This is a genomic window from Pseudomonas frederiksbergensis (genome assembly GCF_003732665.1).
GTDB classification, from domain to species: domain Bacteria; phylum Pseudomonadota; class Gammaproteobacteria; order Pseudomonadales; family Pseudomonadaceae; genus Aquipseudomonas; species Aquipseudomonas frederiksbergensis_G.
Genome location: NZ_MOBP01000014.1, coordinates 30,231 through 47,645 on the forward strand (window position 1 = coordinate 30,231; position 17,415 = coordinate 47,645).

Sequence of the window (17,415 nt, forward strand, 5' to 3'; positions counted from 1 at the left end):
ACTCCAAAAAGAGTAACGACCCATGAAAGAACTCGACCTGTACATCGGTGAAGGTTTCGAAGGCCCGGGCGTGAACGCCGCGCACATCAACATCCTGATCGGCCCGCGTAACGGTCCGGCGGGGCAGGCGTTTGCCAATAGCCTGGCGTCGCCGAGCCAAGGCCATTGCCCGTTCATGGTGATCGCCCAGCCGAACATCCCGGTTAAGCCGATGACCCTTTACGTCAACAAAGCCGCGATCAGCAGCGACTTGCACGGCAACGCCACCTGGGGCGCGTCCCAGGCCGGGATCGCCAAGGCTGTTCTGGAAGCATTGCTGGACGGCACCTTGCCGCCGGAAGCTGAAGACGAGTGGGCCATCGTCACGGCTAACTGGGTCAACCCGGCCTGCGATGACCTCGATGCGGTGTACCTGAACAACTACAACGCCTGCCGCACCGCAATCCGCGCCGCCCTGACCGGCAAGCCGGAAACCGCGCAACTGGCGGATGTGGTCGATCACATCAGCAACCCTTTCTACACGCCAAAAGCCTGAGGTCCGCGCCATGCAATACATTCGTTTGGGCAACTCCGGCCTGCAAGTTTCCCGCCTGTGCCTGGGCACCATGAACATGGGCACTCCGGACTGGAAGCCGTGGATTTTCGATGAGAAGCAAAGCGAGCCGATCGTGGCCCACGCCCTCGACAACGGGGTGAATTTCATCGACCTCGCGGACTTCTATTCCGCCGGCGTCGGCGAGGAAGTGGTGGGGCGCATCGTCAAGCGCCTGGCCCGTCGCGATGACCTGGTGATTACCACCAAGGTCGGCTACGGCACCCGCAACGGCATCAATGCCAGCGGCCATTCGCGCAAGCACATCATGGACAGCATCGACGCCTCGCTGAAGCGTCTGGACATGGATTACGTCGATGTCTTCATGCTGCATTACTTCGATGTGAACACCCCGGTCGAGGAAACCATGAGCGCGATGAACGACATCGTGCGCTCCGGCAAGGCCCGTTACATCGGCGTCTCGACCATGCTCACCGGGCAACTGGCGAAGATCCTCATGGCCTGCGAGCGCAATGGCTGGGTCAAGCCGATCAACATGCAGTTGCAACTGAACTGCGCCTACCGCGAAGAAGAGCGCGAGATGATCCCGTTCTGCCGCGATCAAGGTTTGGGTGTCTCGGTGTTCAGTCCACTGGCCCGTGGCTTGCTGACCGGCGACGTGCAATCGACCCGCAACCAGACCGACTTCTTCACCCAGCAGATGTACAGCGACGAAGCCTCGTTCCAGATCGCCCATTCGGTACAGCGCGTGGCCCGCGCCCGTGGCGTGTCGAACGCGCAGATCGCCCAGGCCTGGGTCGCTAACCATCCGGGTGTGGATTGCATGCTGGTCGGCGCCGACACCACCGCGCAGTTCGACAGTGCTTTGGCAGCCTTGGAAACCAAACTCGACGCCGAAGAACTGCATGAACTGGAACGCAACTACACGCCATGCGATGTGATCAACGATTACACCGCCGGCAAACGCATCCTGCGCTCGGCCCGTCCGGGGCTGGAACGCTTCAACTTGACCGAGGCCGTGGCATGAGCGCGCTGATCCGCAATGGCAACTTCATCGATGGCCAATGGTCCAGCGGTGGTCCCACTTATCCGGTGTGGAATCCGGCCAACGGAGCCCTTATCACCGAGGTGCAGAAGGCTGGCGCCGAGGAAACCAACCTCGCCATCGCCGCCGCCAATCGGGCGTTGCCGGCCTGGCGCAAACTGACCGCCAAGGAACGCAGCCAGAAGCTCAAGCGCTGGAGCGAGCTGATGCTGAGCCACCAGAAGGACCTGGCCACCTTGCTCAGCCGCGAACAGGGCAAGCCATTGGCTGAAGCCATGGGCGAAGTGGTCTACGCCGCGAGTTTTCTGGAGTGGTTCGCCGAAGAGGCCAAGCGCGCTTACGGCGACGTGATTCCGAGCCACAAGGCGGATGCGCGGATCATCGTGGTCAAGGAAGCCATCGGCGTCGTTGCGGCGATCACCCCGTGGAACTTCCCGCTGGCGATGGTCACCCGCAAGGTCGGCCCGGCCCTGGCGGCGGGCTGCACGATGATCCTCAAACCGTCGGAAGAGACGCCGTTGTCGGCCTTCGCCCTGGCGGTGCTGGCCGAGCAGGCGGGCATTCCGGCTGGCGTGTTCAACGTCGTTTCCGGTGATGCCGTGGCAATCGGCGGGGCGCTGCAAGCCTCCAGCGTCGTGCGCAAACTGTCGTTCACCGGCTCGACCCGCACCGGCAAATTGCTGATGCGCCAGGCCTCGGAAACCTTGAAAAAAGTCTCGCTGGAACTGGGTGGCAACGCGCCGTTCATTGTCTTCGACGATGCGGATCTGGATGCCGCCGTCAAAGGCGCCATGGCCTCGAAATTCCGCAACACCGGGCAGACTTGCGTCTGCGTGAACCGCTTCTTTATCCAGGACGGCGTCTACGAAGCCTTCACCGGCAAACTCGCCGAAGCGGTCGCGGCGATGCGCGTCGGCAGTGCCCTGGACGGTGAAACCGAGCAAGGCCCGCTGATCAACGCCGCTGCCTTGGCCAAGGTTGAACTGCATGTCGGCGACGCGTTGGAGAAGGGCGCTACGTTACTGTGCGGTGGCCGCCGCCATGCCCTGGGCGGCACGTTCTACGAGCCGACCATCCTCACCGACGCCAACAGCGACATGCTGATTGCCCAGGATGAAACCTTCGGCCCGGTCGCCGCGTGCTTCCGCTTCAAGGACGAAGCCGAAGTGTTGCAACGGGCCAACGACACGCCTTACGGCTTGTCGGCGTACTTCTACAGCCGCGACATCGGCCGCGTCTGGCGCATGGCCGAAGGCCTGGAAGCGGGCATGGTCGGGATCAACGAAGGGATCATCTCCACGGAAGTCGCGCCGTTTGGCGGCATCAAGGAATCGGGTCTCGGTCGCGAAGGTTCCAAGTACGGCCTGGAAGACTACCTGGAAATCAAATACCTGTTGATGGGCGGGCTCTAAAAAGAACACCGATAACCCCTTGTGGGAGCGAGCTTGCTCGCGATGAGGCCGTCACATCCGACATGGATATTGCCTGACAGACCGCTATCGCGAGCAAGCTCGCTCCCACAGGTTCCACCAGTGCCTCAGATCCCATAGTTAAAAGCCAGACCGGTTTCATTTCTCCGTCAATAACAACAACTGGAGACGAACATGTCCGCTCAATCGATAAAGATCGACGACCTGCCCATCGGGCGCTTTCATCTCAAAATCGCCGGGCTGACGTTCGGCGCGCATTTCACCGACGGCTACATCCTCGGCCTGATCGGCATAGCCTTCACCCTGCTCAGCCCACAGATGCACCTCGACGCTTTCTGGCAAGGCCTGATCGGTGCCTCGGCGCTGATCGGCCTGTTTCTCGGCAGCCTGTTCTTCGGCTGGATCTCTGACAAGGTTGGCCGGCAGAAAATCTTCCTGGTCAGTTTCGTGCTGATCACCATCGCCTCGCTGATGCAGTTCTACGCCGAAACCGCGCTGCAATTATTTCTGTGCCGGGTGCTGATCGGCATTGGCCTGGGCGGTGACTTCAGCGTCGGCCACGCCATGCTTGCCGAGTTTTCACCGAAGAAACATCGCGGCGTGCTGCTCGGTTCGTTCAGCGTGATCTGGACCTTCGGTTACGTCGCCGCGACCTTCGTCGGCACGGCGATGCTCAACCTCGGCGATGACGCCTGGCGCTGGATGCTGGCCTCGTCGGCGATTCCGGCGGCGCTGATCCTGATCGCCCGCATCGGCACACCCGAGTCACCGCGTTGGCTGGTCAATCAGGGCCGCATTGCCGAAGCCCGGGCCATCGTCAAGAAACACCTGGGGGACAACGTCGAACTCGACGAAACCCGCTCCACCGAAACCCGCTCCGGCTACGCGGTGCTGTTCAGCCGTGAATACCGCAAGCGCACCGCGTTCAATTGCCTGTTCTTTGTGTGCATCGTGATGCCGTACTTCGCGATCTACACTTTCCTGCCGTCAATTCTGCAGAAGATGGGCCTGGCCGAAGGCTTTGGCACGGAGCTGATGCTGAACCTGCTGCTGATCCTCGGCGCGTTGATCGGCATCTGGTGCACGGTGAAATTCTCGCGCCGGGGCTTCCTGATCAACTCGTTCATCATCCTCGCGGTGGCGTTGTTTCTGTTGGCGGTATTGCCAGGCAGCGCGGCGTTCCTGATGGTGTTGGTGTTCGGCCTGTTCACCCTGGTTTTGTCGGCGGTGAGCAACCTGGTGGGGGTGTTCCCAGCCGAGAGCTTCCCCACCGAAGTGCGGGCCAGCGGGATTGGTTTGGCCACGGCCGTGAGCCGCTTGGGCTCGGCGGTCAGTACCTTCCTGCTGCCGGTGAGTGTGGCGGGGATCGGGTTGAGTCCGACCATGGGCATCCTGGCGGCGATCCTGGCGCTGGGCGCGATGATTTCCTGGGCCTGGGCGCCGGAAACCAAATCCCTGACCTTGAGCCAGGCGTGCAAGGCGCAGAGTCCGGTGGAGAGTGGGGTGCCTGTCACGGTGAAAGTCGCAGCCCCGATCTGAAGCATGATCGTTCCCACGCTCTGCGTGGGAATGCCTCAATGGACGCTCTGCGTCCGCTTGTGGGACGCGGAGCGTCCCTGGCTGCATTCCCACGCTGAGCGTGGGAACGATCAATGCAAACTGACACACCGCCTTCGTGAGCAAGCCCGCTCCCACAGGGAATATCGGCATTTTCAGGGATTGCTGACGAGTCCCAGCCACTCGGTAAACAACCGCACCTTCGATAACCCCTGTTTGTCGTTCGCCACGTCCAGCCAATACCCATACGGCCCGACCACTTCCACCGGGGTGATCGGCAGCAGGCTGCCATTGGCCAGTTCCTTTTCGATCATCTGCCGGTCAATCACCGCCAAACCACCCCCGGCCAGCGCCGTGTGGATCACCTGGTCCAGGGTGCTGAATTCCAGCCCTTGCCCCGCATCGATATCGTCGCGGCCCATCGCCGCCAGCCAGTTTTCCCAGACCTTCAAGCGCTTGCCGTCGTGCAGGATGTGCAGCAAGGGAAACTGTCGCAGGTCCGGCGGTTGGCCATTGACGAACAGCTCCGGGCTGGCCACCGCCATGTGCCGTTCCATCACCAGTAACTGGCTGCTGCAATGGCTGGCGGCTTCGAGGCCGAAGCGGATGTGGCAGTCGATTTCCGCGAGGCTGTCGTGGCCGCTCTGGTTGGTCACGCTGAGGCTGATGTCCGGGTAGCGTTGGCAGAACGCGCGCAGGTGCGCCGACAACCAGCGCGTGGCCCAGGTCGGTGGCGCGACGATGCGCAGGCGTTGGCGCAGGTTGGGCACGCGCACCGCTTGCAGGGCGCGTTCGAGGTGGTCGAAAGCATCGCTCAGTTGCGGGGAGAGGGCGAGGCCGGTTTCGGTCAGGGACAGGCCTTGGGGCGTGCGGATGAACAATGCCACGCCGAGGTAATCTTCGAGTTGCTTGATCTGCCGGCTGACCGCGCCTTGGGTGACGTTCAAACTCAGCGCTGCCTGGCTGAAACTGCGATGCCGGGCAACTTCTTCGAAGACACGCAGCATGTTGAGCGAGGGCAGTTGACGCATGAAAGGCTGGCTCCGCACCTGGCGCCGATTCGGGCCGGGTTTATTGTTTTTGGCGAATGTTCTGTAGGGCGTATCTGACTCCTGTGGCAGGGGCGGATGCAAGTGTTGTTTGGGCTAAAGTCTTCGCGAGCAAGCCCGCTCCCACATTGGAATGCGGTCCACTGTGGGAGCGGGCTTGCTCGCGAATAGGCCTTCAAAAGCGCCACAAATCCCGGATCAGAAGTAATACCCAATGTTCATATACAACTGATTCTCCCAATGATCAGTCCCGCCAGCCCCCAAACTCTGGGTGTAGCTGCTGCCACCGATGTACGGGTCATTCTTGCCATACAGCCACTCCGTCGCGATCCACAATTTGCTGAAGGAAAACGACGTCCCGAGGATCATCCGCTGCGAGGTCTTGAACTCATCGGCGGATTTGTCGAAGGCGCTGTAGTTGGCGTACAGCTTCACCCCGCTGATCTGATCAAACAGGTACTTGCCGCCGATGTCGTAGCTCAGGTCGGCAACGTACAGATTGCCGCGACTGGCGACGTTGTAGGTGCCGTCGTAGCCGCCGAGGGTCACCACTTCATCGGTGCCGGCGTTGCGTGGCGACATCTGCTGCCGCGCCGCTTGCAGTTGCACGCCCCACGGGCCGTTCTTGCCCAGGTAGTGCACGGCCACGGCGTTACGCCGGCCGTCGTTGTCGGTGTCCTTGTTCTCCAGGGTCGAGGTCAGGCCCGAAATGCCGACTTCGGATTTCCACGGCCCCAGGTCCAGGGCCTTGGCCACCCGCAGCACCACGGTGTTGCGTTCCTGGTTGTCACTGCCGTCACCCACGTAGCTGTCGGCGCCGGACACCACGCTGGAATAGGTCACGCCTTTGCTGGTGCCTTTGCCTTGCCACGCCGGGCGCAGGTAGTAGCCGGCCTGGATGTTCCAGTCGCCGCTTTGCTGGATGTACTTGGCGCCGACCTGTTGCACATCTTCCAGACCAATAACGTTGCCCAGGGTTTCGTAGAAAGTGCTGCCGAAATACGGCTGCAAGCCAAACGGTATCGTGTTCAAACCCACTTGAATTTGCTGGTCGGGGTTGAACTTGTAACCGGCCCAGGCGAACTTGGCGAACTGGATATCGCCGTAGTTCTTGGTGTACTGGTAAGGGTAAGAGCGCCCGTAAAAGCGGTATTGCGCCTCGCCGATCCAGGTGTCGGAGTTGTATTTGGCGCTGAGAAACACGGTGTCCAGACCGAACTTCTGAATGTCGCGATCCGGGTCATAGTCCCAACGAGCCCGAATGGCGCCGCCGAGGTCGAGGTTGTCGGTGACCTGCACCGCCATGGCCGGCGCCGCGAAGGCGCCGAGCAGCGGAATGAGAGCGATGGAACGGACCGCAAGTGGGGTGGTTGTGCGCACAGTCATACTCCTGATTTTTTAGTTATGGTTGGCAACAGCAGCCCATGCCGCAGCGAACGCTGCGACCTGGGGAAAGGGTTATTGACTCAGTTGGCCTGAGGTCGGATCAGCCTCAGCGGTGGTTCAGCGACGGGCACCACCGGTATCGCCGAAGCGCCGGGCGCCGCCGCGAGCAAGGTCTGGGTGTAGGTGTTCTGTGGGCGCAACAGCACCTGTTGCGCGGTGCCGTATTCCACCACTTCACCCTGGCGCATCACTGCGATGTAGTCGCTGATCTGCGCCGCCACCCGCAGGTCGTGGGTGATGAACAAGATGCTCAGGTTGAAACGCTGTTGCAGCTCGGCCAGCAGTTCCAGCACCTGTTTTTGCACCGACACGTCCAGCGCCGAAACACTCTCATCGGCGATCAACACTTCCGGGCGCATGGCCAGGGCCCGGGCGATGCCGATGCGCTGGCGCTGACCGCCGGAGAATTGCCGTGGCTTGCGCTTGAGGGCGTCGCGCTTGAGCCCGACCTGTTCCAGCAAGTCGCCGGCCTCGGTCCAGGCATCCCTGGCCGACAAACCACGCAATTGCGCGGCGCGGGCGATGATGTCGCCGACGCTGTGCCGTGGATTCAGCGAGCCGTACGGGTCCTGGAAAATCATCTGGATCCGCCGCCGATTGGCCGCCAGCGCCGAGCCGCGCAAGGCGAGGAAATCCGTATCACCGACCCAGACGTGACCGCTGTCGCTGTCCACCAGCCGAATCGCGGCTTTGACCAGGGTGCTTTTGCCCGAGCCAGACTCGCCGACAATCGCCAAGGTCTTGCCCCGTGGCAGTTGCAGCGACACATCCTTCAGCGCCGGCACCAAACGACCGCCGACGTTGTAAGTCTTGGTCAGATGCTCGATGCGCAACGCCATCTCACCGTCGGCGCACGGCACGTGCAACTCGGGATGCAACGCCGGCACGGCCGCAATCAACTTGCGGGTGTAGGGGTGATTTGGCGCGTTGAGCACTTGATCGCGCTCGCCGATTTCCACCAGCACACCGCCCTCCATGACGGCGATGCGGTCGGCGATTTCTGCGACCACGCCAAAGTCGTGGGTGATGAACAGAATGCCGTGCTGACCGCGACCCCGCAGGTCGCGCACCAGTTTCAGCACCTGGGCCTGAGTGGTCACGTCCAGCGCCGTGGTCGGTTCGTCGGCAATCAGCAAATCCGGGTTCATCGCCAACGCCATGGCAATCACCACCCGTTGGCATTGGCCGCCGGAGAGCTGATGGGGGAAGCTGTTGGCGATCCGTGGTGGGTCGGGCAATTGGGTCGAGTCGAGCAGGGCGAGCATGCGTTCGCGACGTTCGGCGGCGGGCATGTTCGGCGCGTGAATGTCGAAGATTTCCTCGACCTGTTGACCGATGCGAATCGCCGGGTTCAGCGCCGCCATCGGCTCCTGGAAAATCATCGCGATGCGGTTGCCACGCAAGCGACGCAGGGCGTTTTCATCCATGCGGCAGATGTCGTCGCCAAGGAAATCGATCACCCCTTCGCTGTGGCGCAGACCCTTGGCGTAGTCGCCCATGATCGCCGCCGACAACACCGATTTGCCGGAGCCGGACTCGCCGATCACACAGAGGATTTCACCCTTGCGCACGTCGAGGCTGATGCCTTTGACCGCGTGGCTGCGGTCGGCGCCGGCGGGCAGTTCGATGGACAGGTTCTCAACCTTTAAGACTTGTTGTTGGCTCATGCTCAACTCCTTGTGCCTTTCTGGGCGTGTTCGTCCAGACCGTCCGCCAACAGGCTCAGGCCCAGCATCAGGGTGGAGATGGCAATGCACGGGAAGATCACCAGGTGCGGGAAGGCGATGGCCATGCTGCGGCCTTCGTTGATCATGCCGCCCCAGTCCGGGGTGGGCGGTGGCAGGCCGAGGCCGAGGAAACCGAGGGCGCCGATCATGATCGCGGTGTAGCCGATGCGCAGGCAGAAATCGACGATCAGCGGCCCGCCGCAGTTGGGCAGGATTTCCACCAGCATGATCCGCAGCGACCCTTCGCCCTGGGTGATGGCGCTGAGCACGTAGTCCCGGGAACGGATGTCGATGGTCAGCGCCCGCATGATGCGGAAGATCGCCGGGGCGCTGGTGAACGTCACCGCGATCAGGATGTTCAGCGCCGAAGCACCGAGGGCGATGATGATCACGATGTACAACACCAGCACCGGGAACGACAGCACGGTGTCCGCGACATAGGACAGCAGCGCATCGACCCAGCCATTGAAGTAACCGGCGCACAGGCCCATGGCGATGCCCACGGCGAACGCGGTCAGGGTCGCGAGGATCGACCAGAACAACACCGTGCGGGTGCCCCAGATCAGCCGCGACAGAATGTCCCGACCGATCATGTCAGTACCCAACAGGAAGCTCACACCGTTGCCATCCGGGGTCATCGGCGTCAGCAGTGGGGTGAAGCTTTCCAGTGGATCGTGGGGCGCCAGCCACGGCGCGAACAGCGCCATCAACACCCAACCGCCGACCAGCAGCAAACCGAGCAACGCCAAGGGATGTTTGAACGAATTGAGGAAGTTCATTGGCCGCCTCCGCCAAGACTGCGCAGGGTGATGCGCGGGTTGAGCCAGGTGTAGGCCAGGTCCGAGAAGATTTTGGTCGCGCCGACCACGATGCCGCTGATCATCGCGCAGGCTTCGATCAGGTAGACGTCATGGTTCAGCGACGCGGTGTACAGCAGCGAGCCGAAGCCTTTGTAGGCGAAGAACACCTCGACCACGATCACGTTCGACAGCAGCCACGGGATGTACAACATGATCACCGTGATCGGTGCGATCAGCACGTTGCGCAACGCATGCCGCAGGACGATGCGCGAGGTGGATGCGCCTTTGAGGCGGGCGGTGCGGATGTACGGCGCCTGCATCACTTCGACCATCGAGGCGCGGGTGATCCGCGCCAGGTAACCGATGCCGAACAGGCACAGCACCATCAGCGGCAGCGCCAGTTCCACGGCATTGAAGCCGTCGCTCATGCTGCTCACGCCGGGCAGCCAGTTGAGCCAGAACACGAAAATCGCCGAGACGAACACCGCACTGGCAAAGTCCGGAATCGAGGTGGTGACGATCGACAGGAACGACACCAGCCGATCCACCGCCGAGCCCTGACGAATGCCCGCCAGAATCCCGAGGGTCAGCGCCACCGGCACCATCACCGCCAGGGCCAGCCCGGCGAGGATCAGGGTTTGCCACAGGTTCGGCAGCAACAGGTCAATCACCGGCTCACGAAAGTGCACCGAGGTGCCCCAATCGCCGTGGACGAAGTCTTTCAACCAAACTAAATAGCGCCAGACGAAGGGTTGGTTGTAACCGTGTTCCGCCAGCCACGCGGCGCGTTGGTCGGCGGCGGAGTAGGGGCCGAGGACGTTGATCGCGACGTCCTCGATGTTCAGTTCCAGGGCCAGGAACACGATCACCGACACCGACAGCAGGGTTGCCGCCAGCGCCAATAACTTGCGCAAAAGAAATTCAGCCATGCTCGCACGCTCCGGCTAATCAAGGGATGGCGGCCCGACCCACCGAGGTGGGCGAACCGCGTGAGGGCGCGTGAATCAGGCGCTCAACCAGACTTCATCCATTGGGTAGAAGTCCGAGGGGTGAACCTGGAAGCCCTGGACTTTCTTGCTGGCGGCGGTGAATTTGTCGCCCCAGAACGGCTGCACCATGACGCAGGCGTCTTGCAGGATTTGCTCGACGTTTTGCATGGCTACCGCCCGTTGTTTCGGGTCGATGATGCCCATGGCCTTGTCCAGCGCCGCATCGAACGCCGGGTCGCTGTAGTGGCTTTCGTTCCACGCGGCGCCGCTGCGGTAGGCCAGTTCCAGGGACATCACGCCCAACGGGCGGTGGGCCCAGTAGGTGAGGCTGAACGCGGCTTTGTCCCAGATTGGCCAGTATTGGGTGGCCGGGATCACCTTGAGGTTGATGCGGATGCCGGCTTCGGCGCAGTTCTGTTGCAGGATTTGCGCGCAGTCCTGTTCGTAGCGGCCCTGGGTGTTGCCGACGATCAGATCGATGTCGATGCCGTTGGGGTGACCGGCCTCCGCGAGGAGTTTCTTCGCGCCGGCCACATCACGAGCCCGTTTGGGCAGCGGGAAATATTCCGGGTGGGACGGGGCGACGTGGTGGTCTTCGCCCAACGTGCCCATGCCGCGATAGGCGATCTTGAGCATTTGCGCGTTGTCGGCACACAGCACCACCGCTTTCCGAATTCGCACATCGTCGAAAGGTTTTTGATCGCAAGCCATGCGCATGACCACGGTTTGCGCCGATTTGCAGGTCAGCAGTTGCGCACCCGGCAAACGCTTGGCCAGGTCCAGCTCGGCCACGGTCACCCGGTACAGCACGTCCACTTGCCCGGCCTGCAATGCCGCGAGGTGGGTCGAGACGTCGGTGCCCATGTCGACGTAGCGCAACTCGTCGAGGTTGGCCGGTTTGCGCCAGTAGTCGGCGCGCTTGGCGAAGGTCGCTTGCTTGTTCACCGCGAACGACACCAGTTTGAACGGCCCGGTGCACAGCGGGTTTTTCACCCAGTCATCACCGGCCTTGAAACTGCGGTGGACGATGGCGCAGGTGAAGGCATTGAGCATCTCCGGGATCGCCAGCATCGGCCGCTTGAGCACCAGGCGGAACTGGAAGTCGCTGACTTTCTCGAAGGCGCTGATGTCCTGGAATGCGGTGCGGTTGACCGATTTCGAATCGGCGGCAATCCAGCGCTGGATGTTGTGCTGCACGTCCTCGACGTTGAACGTGTCGCCGTTGCTCCACTTCACGTCCTGGCGCAGGTTGAAGGTCCAGGTCTTCAAGTCTTCGGACGGGCTCCAGCTCTCGGCAAGGTACGGGTGGGTGATGTTGTCGGCGTCGACCCAGGTCAGGAATTCCAGGGAATTGCGCAGCAGGTTCGAGGCTTCGATCCAGGTGATCAGCATCGGGTCCTGGATTTCCTGGATCGCGCAGGCAAACCGCAGCGTGCCGCCCTGGCGTGGCGGGACAGCCTCGGCGGCGCGCACGCTATTGCCGAGCAGGGCCGAACCGAGGAAGGTGCTGGCGCTGGCCACGGTGATACCCAGGAGGGTGGCGGTGCGCAGGAATTGCCGGCGGTTGATCTCGCCACTTTTGACTTGGGTGCACAGGTCGTTTACCGCTGGATGCGGCAGGGCGCCGTCCAGTATCATTAACTCTTTCATATGCCTCTCCGATAACGTGCAGAAAATGCGTTTTTCGACTGGCCGCTGGTGGGGTAAGCGGCAGACGCGGTCGGTTTTCGATAAACCGAAACTGTCAGTGGCAGGCGCCGCGAAGGCACAGGCAAGACAGGCGTGAAGCCGGCAGCAGAACAAGGCGCAACGAAATCAGGAGGTCGGGAATGGGGTAGGACATAGGGCTGCTCTCATGTTGTTTTTATTAGAGATGCCCGCAGTTTTGTCATCTGCGCAAAGATCGACAAACGATAAATTCAACGGTGAAACGTTCGATAAATGCATGTTACTGGCCGTAAGGAAGGCTGCCGCTTGAGCTAGACAGGCCGGGCTGCTGAAGGAACGGGGCGTTGAAGTCGCAAACGCCCCTTGTTCCGGGTGGGAACAAGGGGAAAAACGGACGGTGCCGAAGGAGATGACGACGCCGTCCGCGCAACTCATCGCGGCATCAGGCGTGGATCGAACGGGTAGTCGGAGAGCAATTCGATACCGTTTTCGTGGATGTAGATCTGCTCTTCGAGTTTCACGCCTTCGCCGCCTTCATCGTGGCCGATGTAGCTTTCCACGCAGATGGTCATGCCCGCCTCAAACACGCCGTCGTAACCCAGCGAATCGATGTCTTCGCGGTGCACCACGTACGGGTATTCACCGGTCATGCCGACGCCATGGGCCAAAGCGAAGTAACGGTTGGCTTTGTAGTTGTCGGGAATCTTCCACGCCAGCTCGGCGTATTCCTTGAAGCTGCGCCCGGCCTTGAGCATTTCCATGTTGGTCTGCACTTGCTCGTAGGCCAGTTTGTACAGCTCCTGTTGCTTGGCGGTCGCGGCTTGTTCGCCGCAGAGGAAGGTCCGCGAGAAGTCGGCGTAGTAGCCGAAACGCCCGACCACATCAGTGTCCAGCGCCACCAGGTCGCCGGCCTCGATCGGCCGGGTGCTGCACTCCTGAAACCATGGATTGGTGCGCGGCCCGGAGGACAGCAGGCGGGTTTCCACATAATCGCCGTCGGTGGCGATCACGTGTTGGTGCAGGTGCGACCACAGTTCGTTTTCACTGATGCCCGGCACCAGTTTGCTTTCCATCAGACGCACCCCGGCTTCAGTGGCGCGCAGGCTGGCGCGGATCATTTTCAGCTCGTTCGGCACCTTGATGCAGCGCGCCCGTTCCAGCGGTTCCTGGGCGTCGAAAATCTGATAGCCGAGTTTTTGCAGTTCGAACGCAGCAGCCGAGGTCGCGCTTTCGATGGCGATGCGTTTGTTGCCGCCACCGTGCTTGCGCACCAGTTCATCGATTTCGGCGGCCCATTCAGCGGTGACGTTGCTCAGGAAGCTGTCGCAGAAGTAGTAGGAGATGGCTTTGGCCGGGCGCACTTCATCGACGGTGTTGAGCTTTTCTGCCAGATGCAGGCAACCGCCGAACTCGAAGATCACCACCGGGCCTTCCGCCGGGATGAAGGCGTAACGCGCCGGGTTGCGCGCCGAGTACACCTGCATGTTGCGTGAGCCGGTGGCGTAGCGCATGTGGGTCGGGTCGAACAGCACGCAAGCGGCGTAGTCGCGTTTTTTCAGTTCGTTGCGCACCCGTTGCAAACGGTCGAGCTGGATTTGCTGGATCTCGTCGTAGGTCGGTTCGCAATCGGCGGGGTTGCGGTTGGGGCCGGACAGACTCATGGGGTGTTCCTCGCAGGGCAAATACGGTTGGTTTTTTCTAAGATTTTTTTTGGGCAAATCAGTCGAGCAACTGGTCGCTGCGCACCAGGTTGCGTTCGGCTTGCAGGTGAGCTTCGGACAGGCGTCCGTAAAGCTGTTTGGTGCGCTGGGCGCGACCGATGATTCCGGGCTTTTCGGAGTAGGCGAAGATGGCGGTGTTACGCTCGGTGGCACCCTCGACGCGGGTCACCCGGTGCACGGAGAAGCGGCCCTTGAAGATCTGCAAGTCGCCGGGGTTGAGTTCCAGTTCCTGCACCCGGCTGCGGTCTTCGCCGCGCACCACTTTGCCCACCGCACCGAGGTTTTCCTGGGTGCGGGTGCGGATCATCGGCGCGTACTCGAACACGCCACCGGCCTCGGGCTTCTGGGTCATCATGCTGACGATGAATTCGTTGGTGTCGAAGTGCCAGGGTTGCTCGGTGCCGTGGGGCATGACATTGATCACCAGGCCGGCGAACGGGTCGGCGTATTCGAAAATTTCCGGTTCGTTGAGGCAGGCGCCGATAAAGCGCTTCATCATCGGCGAGACGTACAGCCGATGAATGATCGCGTCCGGGGCGATCATGTCCCGGGTCACGAAACCGCTGGTGCGCTCCATGAATGTGCGGCGCGGGTCATCCTGGGGCAGGGCGGGGTCGTCTTCGGTGAAGTAGGCGTTGACCTTGCGCACCGAGTAAAACGTTTTACCCGACAGCGCCTGACCTTCGGCGCGGGCCTGTTCCAGCGCTTCGGGGCGCAGGAAATTCTTTAGCAGGCAGCAGCCGTCCTTGGCCAGTTCGGCGCGGGCGTGTTCGATCAGTGCCTGTAATTGGACATGGCCCGAATCATGTATGGGGTACAACTCGGTATTAATGATGTCGCTGATATCGCCCACTTCGGCGTCGGCAAGTTGAAGGCTCATGCAAGTCTCCTGGAACTATCAATTAACAGTGTCTGGCGTTGAATCGATAGTTGCTTAAAGAGGTGCGAAGTGGAAATTACAAGTTGTGATCGAATCCATCGGCAGGGGCGATAGTTATGTCAGGCGAATTGGATGGGACCTTACTTAAAGTGTTTGTCGCGATTATCGAGTGCCACGGTTTTTCCGCGGCAGCCGAGCGCCTGCATAAAACCCAATCGACCATCAGTCAGAGTTTGCAGCGCCTGGAAGAGATCGTCGGTACGCCGCTGGTGCAACGCTCCAGTCGTTCGGTGAGCCTGACCCCCGACGGCGAAACCTTTCTGATCTACGCCCGGCAGATCCTCAAGCTCCACGCCGATGCGATCAACGCTGTGCAACTGCCCGACGAACAGGTGTGCATTCACGTCGGCATGCCCGAGGACTACGCCCAGTTTTGCCTGGGCGGGGTGTTGCGCGACTTTCAGGCGCAGTTTCCCAAGGTGCGGCCGGACATTTGTTGTGAGATGTCCACCGCGCTGGTCAGCCGTTTGCAGCGCGGCGAACTGGACCTGGTACTCGGTGTGCAGCACGCCAACCTGCAGCCGGGTGAATTTCTGTGCGATGAGCCGCTGGTGTGGGTGGCGGCTGAAGGGTGGCGCGCCGGCAAGGACCCATCGGTGCCGTTGGCGGTGTATGCCGAGGGCTGCGCCTTCCGGGCCAACGCGGTGCGGGCGCTGGCCGAGGCCGGGCGGCCGTGGCATGTGGTTTACACCAGCCAGAGCCCGCGGGGCATCGGGATTGCCATTGAGCAGGGGCAGTCGGTGGGCGTCACGGCGCGACGGCTGGTGCCGCCGGGCTGGCAGGTGCTCGATGAGGCCCAGGGCTTTCCGCCGATCGACCCGGCGCGGTTGATGGTCTGGCGTTCGGCTCAGTCTCAGGCACCGGCCGTCGAGGCACTGGTGGAGATTCTGTGCCGCGAGTTGGGCCGTTCAGAGCGGCTGACCCAACGCGAGCTCGCGGGATTGACGGCGGGCCATCAACCCCAGCAATAACAGGCTGGCCGCCACCCAGCAGGCGATCCAGCCATGCACCAGGGCAAACTGCCCGGTGGCTTGCAGCAGCCAGCCACAGATCCCGTTGGCGGTGGCGCTGCCCAGGCCGTAACCGACCATGCTCAGGCTCACCACTTGCAGGCTTTGCACCGGGCTCAATCGGGCGCTGAGGTAGGCTGCCATCAAGCCCCAGACCGGGAAATAGAACAGCGCGAACAACCCGGCCGCCAGCCAGGTCAGGGTCAGGCTCGGTTGCCAGAGCAGGGCCAGCATCGCCAGGCCGAAAGCGCCGATGCTCAGCGCCATCACCCGCAATGCGCCCCAGCGATCCGCCAATGAACCCAGGAGCAAACCACCGACCACGCCGCCGATGCCGATCAGCGTCCACAGTGAACCGGTGATTTGCGCGTTGGCGCCCAGGCGTTCGGTGGCAAACGCCGAGAGGAAGTTCAGGAACGGTCCGCTGATGGCGCCAATAAAGGCGCTGAGCAGCAGAATATGCAGCGCCACCGGGTGCTCCAGACACAGGTGCAGCCATTGCCTGAGGACCCGACGCAGCGACGGCGCGCTGCTGGGCTTGGGGCGTTGCTGCGCGGCGAGCGGGGCCAGGGCCCAAAACGTCAACAGGGTGACGATCAGCGTCATACCGGCGCAGATCAACCAGAAGTGCTTCAGGGAAATGCCGTGCAACAACGCGATCAGCACACCATTGAGGCAAATCGCAAACGCCGCCCCGGAAGACGCCAACCCCAGCACACGGCTGCGGTGTGAGGCCGGAATCACCTCGCTGGCCAACGCCGCGATAGCGTTCCAGTTCGACACCGCACAGGCCGAGACCAGCGCCAGGCACAGCGCAAACGGCAGCACCCAGGGCGTGGCGACCGCCAGGGCCAACAGCGCCGGGCTCAAGGCCATCGTCAGGCGCACCATGTTGCGCGGGCTGATCCATGCCGCCGCGATCCCGCTGACAATCGACGCGCCCATATAGAACAGCTGCAACAGCGCCGCAATGAACGCGGCCTGGCTGTAGCTCAGTTCGAATACCTGACGGATGTCGGGCAATAACGCCGAATACAGAAAAATGCTGAAACCGTGGGTGGTGGCGTTACAGGCCGTGAAGATGAGCGCCAATATGCCAATACTTCTGGCGGGTGAATGAACAGGGGTTGGCATATATTCGGCTCGGGTTAATTGCAACAGGATGGGGCGAAGTTGTGCTGTTCGCCCTAGGTAAGTGCGCTGACGTATTGAAGTATTTAGTTGAGGTCAGACTAGCGTTTATATAAATAAAACAGCCAGTGCTTAATAGTCATGAGTGTGCGGCGAAATACTCATGCTATTTATGCGTGAACGACAGTTCCCCATTCAAAAAACGACCCCCCTGATACAACGCAGATCAAATGTGGGAGCGGGCTTGCTCGCGAAAGCGGTGTGTCAGCCAAAACAAGGTTGCCTGACACACCGCCTTCGCGAGCAAGCCCGCTCCCACACAAAGCCAATCTTCATCCGCTTCAAATCA

General features: G+C 61.6%; 14 protein-coding genes. 5 read left to right on the plus strand and 9 right to left on the minus strand.

Annotated features, from left to right (window positions below; genetic code table 11):
- Positions 1-22 precede the first annotated feature (22 nt).
- The 4 genes from fae to BK665_RS21945 all read left to right on the plus strand — a co-directional run bounded on the left by fae (position 23) and on the right by BK665_RS21945 (position 4,567).
- Entirely contained in the window at positions 23-535 is a 513-nt protein-coding gene (fae, locus tag BK665_RS21925; protein WP_054615233.1) for a formaldehyde-activating enzyme, read from the plus strand.
- 10 nt (positions 536-545) lie between these two features.
- Positions 546-1,580: an aldo/keto reductase gene (locus BK665_RS21930; RefSeq protein ID WP_123408720.1), complete on the plus strand. Its 1,035-nt coding sequence runs from the start codon at positions 546-548 to the stop codon at positions 1,578-1,580.
- On the plus strand, positions 1,577-3,010 hold the full coding sequence (locus BK665_RS21935) for an NAD-dependent succinate-semialdehyde dehydrogenase (protein ID WP_123408721.1): 1,434 nt from the start codon (positions 1,577-1,579) through the stop codon (positions 3,008-3,010). The genes BK665_RS21930 and BK665_RS21935 overlap by 4 nt, the downstream gene beginning before the upstream one ends.
- Positions 3,011-3,202: 192 nt before the next feature.
- Complete coding sequence (locus BK665_RS21945; RefSeq protein WP_123408722.1) at positions 3,203-4,567, plus strand: MFS transporter; 1,365 nt, start codon at positions 3,203-3,205, stop codon at positions 4,565-4,567.
- Between the two features lie 173 nt (positions 4,568-4,740).
- On the opposite strand, the gene BK665_RS21950 is transcribed toward BK665_RS21945, so the two are convergent.
- From BK665_RS21950 to BK665_RS21985, 8 genes are all read right to left on the minus strand, one after another.
- Positions 4,741-5,616, minus strand: coding sequence for a LysR substrate-binding domain-containing protein (locus tag BK665_RS21950; protein ID WP_123408723.1), 876 nt, complete (start codon positions 5,614-5,616; stop codon positions 4,741-4,743).
- Positions 5,617-5,832: 216 nt separating this feature from the next.
- Positions 5,833-6,939 carry a hypothetical protein gene (locus tag BK665_RS21955; protein ID WP_372242369.1) on the minus strand — a complete coding sequence of 369 codons (1,107 nt, stop codon included), beginning with the start codon at positions 6,937-6,939 and terminating at the stop codon, positions 5,833-5,835.
- 161 nt (positions 6,940-7,100) lie between these two features.
- Entirely contained in the window at positions 7,101-8,747 is a 1,647-nt protein-coding gene (locus BK665_RS21960) for a dipeptide ABC transporter ATP-binding protein (RefSeq protein ID WP_123408724.1), read from the minus strand.
- Between the two features lie 2 nt (positions 8,748-8,749).
- Positions 8,750-9,586, minus strand: a complete 837-nt coding sequence (locus BK665_RS21965; RefSeq protein ID WP_123408725.1) for an ABC transporter permease — start codon at positions 9,584-9,586, stop codon at positions 8,750-8,752.
- Complete coding sequence (locus tag BK665_RS21970; RefSeq protein WP_123408726.1) at positions 9,583-10,536, minus strand: ABC transporter permease; 954 nt, start codon at positions 10,534-10,536, stop codon at positions 9,583-9,585. The genes BK665_RS21965 and BK665_RS21970 overlap by 4 nt, the downstream gene beginning before the upstream one ends.
- 75 nt (positions 10,537-10,611) lie before the next feature.
- Positions 10,612-12,246, minus strand: coding sequence for an ABC transporter substrate-binding protein (locus BK665_RS21975; protein WP_123408727.1), 1,635 nt, complete (start codon positions 12,244-12,246; stop codon positions 10,612-10,614).
- Positions 12,247-12,695: 449 nt separating this feature from the next.
- Complete coding sequence (locus tag BK665_RS21980; RefSeq protein WP_123408728.1) at positions 12,696-13,925, minus strand: M24 family metallopeptidase; 1,230 nt, start codon at positions 13,923-13,925, stop codon at positions 12,696-12,698.
- Positions 13,926-13,983: 58 nt separating this feature from the next.
- A complete protein-coding gene (locus BK665_RS21985) occupies positions 13,984-14,865 on the minus strand; it encodes a HalD/BesD family halogenase (protein WP_123408729.1) in 882 nt (293 codons plus the stop codon).
- 116 nt (positions 14,866-14,981) lie between these two features.
- Between BK665_RS21985 and BK665_RS21990 the strand changes: the two genes are divergently transcribed.
- On the plus strand, positions 14,982-15,896 hold the full coding sequence (locus BK665_RS21990; protein WP_123408730.1) for a LysR family transcriptional regulator: 915 nt from the start codon (positions 14,982-14,984) through the stop codon (positions 15,894-15,896).
- Here BK665_RS21990 and BK665_RS21995 read toward each other — a convergent pair.
- A complete protein-coding gene (locus tag BK665_RS21995; RefSeq protein ID WP_123408731.1) occupies positions 15,834-17,069 on the minus strand; it encodes an MFS transporter in 1,236 nt (411 codons plus the stop codon). The genes BK665_RS21990 and BK665_RS21995 overlap by 63 nt on opposite strands.
- Between the last annotated feature and the right edge of the window lie 346 nt (positions 17,070-17,415).

Excerpts from the sequence above, each read along its gene's own strand:
- BK665_RS21955 (WP_372242369.1), bottom strand. The coding sequence starts at position 6,939 with ATGGCGGTGCAGGTCACCGACAACCTCGACCTCGGCGGCGCCATTCGG.
- BK665_RS21970 (WP_123408726.1), bottom strand. The coding sequence starts at position 10,536 with ATGGCTGAATTTCTTTTGCGCAAGTTATTGGCGCTGGCGGCAACCCTG.
- BK665_RS21950 (WP_123408723.1), bottom strand. The coding sequence starts at position 5,616 with ATGCGTCAACTGCCCTCGCTCAACATGCTGCGTGTCTTCGAAGAAGTT.
- BK665_RS21990 (WP_123408730.1), top strand. The coding sequence starts at position 14,982 with ATGTCAGGCGAATTGGATGGGACCTTACTTAAAGTGTTTGTCGCGATT.
- BK665_RS21930 (WP_123408720.1), top strand. The coding sequence starts at position 546 with ATGCAATACATTCGTTTGGGCAACTCCGGCCTGCAAGTTTCCCGCCTG.
- BK665_RS21935 (WP_123408721.1), top strand. The coding sequence starts at position 1,577 with ATGAGCGCGCTGATCCGCAATGGCAACTTCATCGATGGCCAATGGTCC.
- BK665_RS21945 (WP_123408722.1), top strand. The coding sequence starts at position 3,203 with ATGTCCGCTCAATCGATAAAGATCGACGACCTGCCCATCGGGCGCTTT.
- fae (WP_054615233.1), top strand. The coding sequence starts at position 23 with ATGAAAGAACTCGACCTGTACATCGGTGAAGGTTTCGAAGGCCCGGGC.
- BK665_RS21995 (WP_123408731.1), bottom strand. The coding sequence starts at position 17,069 with ATGCCAACCCCTGTTCATTCACCCGCCAGAAGTATTGGCATATTGGCG.
- BK665_RS21960 (WP_123408724.1), bottom strand. The coding sequence starts at position 8,747 with ATGAGCCAACAACAAGTCTTAAAGGTTGAGAACCTGTCCATCGAACTG.
- BK665_RS21985 (WP_123408729.1), bottom strand. The coding sequence starts at position 14,865 with ATGAGCCTTCAACTTGCCGACGCCGAAGTGGGCGATATCAGCGACATC.
- BK665_RS21980 (WP_123408728.1), bottom strand. The coding sequence starts at position 13,925 with ATGAGTCTGTCCGGCCCCAACCGCAACCCCGCCGATTGCGAACCGACC.
- BK665_RS21965 (WP_123408725.1), bottom strand. The coding sequence starts at position 9,586 with ATGAACTTCCTCAATTCGTTCAAACATCCCTTGGCGTTGCTCGGTTTG.
- BK665_RS21975 (WP_123408727.1), bottom strand. The coding sequence starts at position 12,246 with ATGAAAGAGTTAATGATACTGGACGGCGCCCTGCCGCATCCAGCGGTA.